This is a genomic window from Kluyvera intermedia (assembly GCF_021440345.1).
Lineage (GTDB): Bacteria > Pseudomonadota > Gammaproteobacteria > Enterobacterales > Enterobacteriaceae > Kluyvera > Kluyvera intermedia_A.
The window spans coordinates 1-1,036 of sequence record NZ_JAKCNS010000150.1 but is presented as its reverse complement, the minus strand read 5'-3'; the positions used below and the strand labels follow the sequence as shown (position 1 = coordinate 1,036).

Genomic DNA, 1,036 nt, shown 5'->3' with positions numbered 1-1,036 from the left:
TGACCATAGATTCCGTTTTCTGAGACGACCCCAATAAGACAAAAGGCTGCCTCATCGCTAACTTTGCAACAGTGCCCCTAATCGTGTTCAGCAGAATAGCCGGAGGAAGTTTCCTACTGTCGATAAGAAAGGATTGGCACAGGGAGTGTGAATATCGAAACACCATCACAGAATAATGCCAGATAGAAATGCGATAGTAGGGTTGGATATTTAAATAAGGAGCATCCCGACTTAAAATGAATATGACTGCGTAACCAGGCGCAATAAAAAAAGCGAAAGAATCGCTTTTATTCTGGTTGTTTTTTCGAAGAGTGACCGTTTTCTGAGATGACAAGAAATAAGGAAGTCCTATGATCGCTAGCGGAATAGTTCAAAAACTGAATGCGCAAATGAATCAGGAGTTTTATACCTCAAATTTGTATCTTCAGCTCAGCCAGAGGTGCAGCGAGAATAGCCTTAATGGCACCGCACTATTTTTGCGTCATCAGGCGCAAAATACGGTGACGCAAATGATGCGCATGTACGAATACATCAAACAGAGCGGCGCCACGCCGGTGTTACAGGAGCAACACGCCCGGTGCGGTGAATTTTCCACGCTGGAAGATCTGTTTGAGCAGACGGTAAGCGATTACCAGAAGCGCATTAATGCGCTGACCTCTTTGACGGAAGACGCCCAGGCAGCAAACGATAAGTCAGCGATTAACTTCCTGAAGCGATACAGAAAAGAGGAAATCGTGGACGGGACGCTGTTGCAAATCATTCTGGATGAAGTCCGCAGCGCTAAAAAAGCGGGCATCAACATGCAGCAAACCGACCACTATCTGGTTGGCGTGATCGATCGCTATCACTAAATCAATTTCGCAGTACGAGGAGGTTTTACGCCTCCTCAGAAAATCTGTTTTACATCAGAAACAGAGGTTTATGCCAGTGAACATTTGATACCCAACACGTCATAGTGATTTTTTAACTTAGCGTTTTTATATCGTGCCAAAAATGTCTCTGCTTGTGTCTTTATATTAAGGAAGGTGCGAATAAG

At 44.4% G+C, this 1,036-nt stretch carries 1 protein-coding gene; it reads left to right on the top strand.

Annotation, left to right across the window (positions count from 1 at the left end; genetic code table 11):
• Positions 1–350: 350 nt before the first annotated feature.
• A complete protein-coding gene (locus LZ634_RS22350; RefSeq protein WP_001752509.1) occupies positions 351–851 on the top strand; it encodes a non-heme ferritin-like protein in 501 nt (166 codons plus the stop codon).
• The last annotated feature ends 185 nt before the right edge of the window (positions 852–1,036 follow it).